This window comes from Desulfonatronospira sp., assembly GCA_003563255.1.
Classification (GTDB): Bacteria; Desulfobacterota; Desulfovibrionia; order Desulfovibrionales; family Desulfonatronovibrionaceae; genus Desulfonatronospira.
This window is the reverse complement of the sequence record PWSL01000048.1, coordinates 1-3,486: the sequence shown is the minus strand read 5'-3', so window position 1 is coordinate 3,486 and position 3,486 is coordinate 1. Positions and strand designations below refer to the sequence as shown.

Below are 3,486 nucleotides of genomic sequence, written 5' to 3'. Positions count from 1 at the left end.
CTTATTCCCGCAAGGAAAAAACATGCTTCTTCAATCTCTTTTATCTGTGTCAATCTGTGTGATCTGTGGGCCAAAAACTCTTTTCTTATCTGGGTTGCGGGCAAAGTCCGCGTTAGTTTCGCTGTAGTGTTGTTCAACGGATTGAAAATAACATTTTCGCTACCGGTCAGGTATTAAGGAGATGTTGTGACACTGCTGACTCTGCAAAGCGCCATTGGCCTGGCGGCTTTTGTTCTTATCGCCTGGACCCTGTCCGAAAACCGGCGGGCTGTCAGCTTTCGATTGATCCTCACCGGGATCGGTCTGCAACTGCTCATGGCCTTGGTCCTACTCAAGGTACCTGTATTCACTGATATTTTTCTGCTCCTGAACAGGGCTGTGGAAGCTCTGGAAAGCGGCACCCGGGCTGGAACCACTTTTGTTTTCGGTTATCTCGGGGGCGGCCCCCTGCCCTTTGAAGAGCCCTTCAGCGGGGCGGCTTATATCTTCGCCTTCCGGGCACTTCCCGTGATAATCGTCACCGGTGCACTAACCGCTTTGTTCTATCACTGGAAGATCATCCCGGCCCTTGTCCGGGCTTTTTCGGCTATGCTGAGAAAGACTCTGGGCATAGGCGGAGCCCTGGGTGTGGGCGCAGCAGCCAACGTCTTCGCGGGTATGGTGGAGTCTCCGTTGTTTATCAGGCCCTATGTCACCTCCCTGACCCGCAGCGAGCTGTTCGCACTGATGACTTGCGGCATGGCCACCATCGCCGGGACCGTGCTCGTTCTTTATGCCGGGATCATCGGAGCTGTTGTGCCTGGGGCTCTGGGGCATATCATGGCGGCGTCCCTGATCAGCGCCCCGGCCGCGATTCTGATCGCCGGAGTCCTGATCCCTGAAACCAATCCACCCACCATGGGTGAGGTCGTACCCCCGGTTGAGACCGCTTCTTCCATGGACGCAGTGGTTAAGGGCACGGGCTTCGGCCTGCACATATATCTACACGTTGTCGCCCTGCTTATAGTCCTTGTGGCTCTGGTGAGTATGGTCAACGCCGTCTTGGGGATGTTGCCCGCTATCGAAGGAGAACCGATTACTCTGCAGGGACTTATGGGATATGTGATGATGCCCCTGGTCTGGCTGGCCGGGGTTCCCTGGAGCGAAGCCCACGCCGCAGGAGGCCTGATGGGCGTGAAGGTGGTTCTCAACGAACTTCTGGCCTACCTGGAGATGGCCGATCTGCCCGAAGGAACGCTCTCCCCGCGCAGCACCCTGATCATGACCTATGCCATGTGCGGGTTCGCCAACATAGGCAGCCTCGGCATCCTCATAGGCGGGCTGATCAGCATTGCGCCGGAACGTAGCCGGGAAATCACGGCCCTGGGCCCGCGGGCTCTCCTTGCAGGGGTACTGGCCACCTTGATGACCGGGGCTGTGGTCGGGATACTGAGCTGATCCACCGCTGAACCGGCTACGGTTATCCATTCAGGGGAATAACCCTGCAACGAAACTTATTTGTGCCTCAAGCCACACATTTTATAAGTTGCGTTGCAGGGATAAGTCACTGACAGAGTCTATCAGGATAGCTGGTCTTTGCGGCAGTATTGTGCGGAAACCTCTATGGCTATGCCGCCCCGGGCCTTGAAACGGCCCACAACGTTCATGCGTCTGGGGCTACAGGCCTGAACCAGGTCATCCAGAATACGATTGACCACGGTCTCCATAAAAGTTGGTTCCTGGCGGTAGCTGAACAGGTAGTATTTGAGGGACTTGGACTCTATACACGCCTTTCCTGGTACATACCTGAGCTCTATGCTGCCGTAGTCAGGCTGTCCAGTCACAGGGCACAGTGAAGTGAACTCATCGGTGACCATGACCACCTCGTAGTCCCTGTCGGCGAACCTGTTGGCAAAAGTCTCCAGCACTCCGGGATCAACCCTGGAAGGGTAGTCGGGCCTGGTTTTGCCCAGCAAAGTCAAGCTGGAAGTATCATCACGCATTTCTTTTATTCCCCTAATCCCAAAATCCCTGAATCTCTGAATCGGTAACATCAGCCATATATCTCATCCAGCAATGCATTTATCTCTGTTTTATACCTGGAATAAATATCTTTTGAAAGCACAGCCAGGTTATGCATTGCCTCCTTGCCGGTAGACAGCTCAGGATATTTTACCAGGCCGAGTTCATCCAGGTTCAATTCCTGAAAGCAGAGATCCTGGTTGTAATCGTATGTCAAATCACTGCTGGCAAATTTTTTTTTCCGAGCACCTTCCACGTCCATGCTCCTGGCAAATGCCATAATATCGTTGGGACTGCTACAGGCATTGATTTCCCTGATGGCTGCATTGATGCTTTCGGCGAATTCTGATACAGACTTGAGGTTACTTGTAAGATGTTTTTTACCCTTCACCTCCTGATCCTCTACATAGCGGCCATAGGTATAAACCTCTATTCTGTCTGCCAGCTGCTGATACAGGTTGCGCACCAGGCTGGAAAACCTGCCTTTCCTGGTCCAGGCCCTGGGCAATGCCACATCAGGCTCCCACTCAGGGGCTATATCGCTGAGTGATTTTGCCTCCATGCCGGCCCAGAACTCCCAGGCTCCTTTTCCCCCGGCCAGCAGATAATTGATTCTGGCGGCAATGTCTTCAATAGCCCGGGCCTGATTGTGGAGTTTCTGAACCTGACGCTGCAGAAAGTCCATATCATCCTCAAGCTCCTTTCGCTTGCCGAAAAAGGTATCCGCAGCCTCTTTCAGGGTCTCATCCATGAGGTTATCTGCAAACTTATCAATGTTTTTCATAATGTTACAAAATCCTTTATGTTAAACTAAGACCTGCCACGCGTCCTGCCACTTGATTCGCGTGGTTTGCGTGGTTCTTGTTTTCTGCGACAGGGTAGGAGTAACATACAACTCAAAGGGTTGACCTGGTTAAAACTTCAAGATAAATATCCTGCCTGCTTCGCAAACCACCTAACCCAACAACGACACTTATAACAGTTTAGCCCTTTTTCAGGAAAGCGCTGAACAGATATGGGGAGAGCCAGTCCCCGTACCGCATGTAAAGCTAAACAGATACCACTATCGTATCAGGAGAAAATATGGATTCCAGCTTCAAGGTCAAGTCCATCTGCAACCACGGCCCTGAAAACTACCGGGTAAAGCGCACCTGAACCAGGGTTTATCTCTATTGCCGGGTGTGCAATAGTTGTTTCACTTTAAGAGAAGTAGCCCAAAACATCAGCGACCATCTGGAGGAAGAACTGGGCAACATGCGTTGCGACAGACTGTAAAAACCGTAACTTCTTAACACTACAGCGAAACTTATGATTGACCTCCGGGGACTGGCTCTTTTGCCGATAACCTATACGTTGCCTTATTGTTCCCACGCTCCGCGTGGGAACATTCTTCGGACGCTCCGCGTCCAAAATGATCCAGCACTCACTTTTGAATACTATTATTTACCTGGTACTTCTCCATTGTCAAAAGTGAGTGCTGGATCG

The 3,486-nt window shown here is 52.0% G+C and carries 3 protein-coding genes; 1 reads left to right on the top strand and 2 read right to left on the bottom strand.

Features of this window, described 5'->3' with window-relative positions:
• Nucleotides 1-186: 186 nt before the first annotated feature.
• Nucleotides 187-1,437, top strand: coding sequence for a nucleoside transporter C-terminal domain-containing protein (locus tag QZP87_RS01515; protein ID WP_291321159.1), 1,251 nt, complete (start codon nt 187-189; stop codon nt 1,435-1,437).
• A 122-nt stretch (nt 1,438-1,559) separates the two neighbouring features.
• On the opposite strand, the gene queF is transcribed toward QZP87_RS01515, so the two are convergent.
• Nucleotides 1,560-1,982 carry a preQ(1) synthase gene (queF, locus tag QZP87_RS01510; RefSeq protein ID WP_291321158.1) on the bottom strand — a complete coding sequence of 141 codons (423 nt, stop codon included), beginning with the start codon at nt 1,980-1,982 and terminating at the stop codon, nt 1,560-1,562.
• Nucleotides 1,983-2,032: 50 nt separating this feature from the next.
• Nucleotides 2,033-2,785, bottom strand: a complete 753-nt coding sequence (locus QZP87_RS01505) for a hypothetical protein (RefSeq protein WP_291321157.1) — start codon at nt 2,783-2,785, stop codon at nt 2,033-2,035.
• Nucleotides 2,786-3,486: the final 701 nt, after the last annotated feature.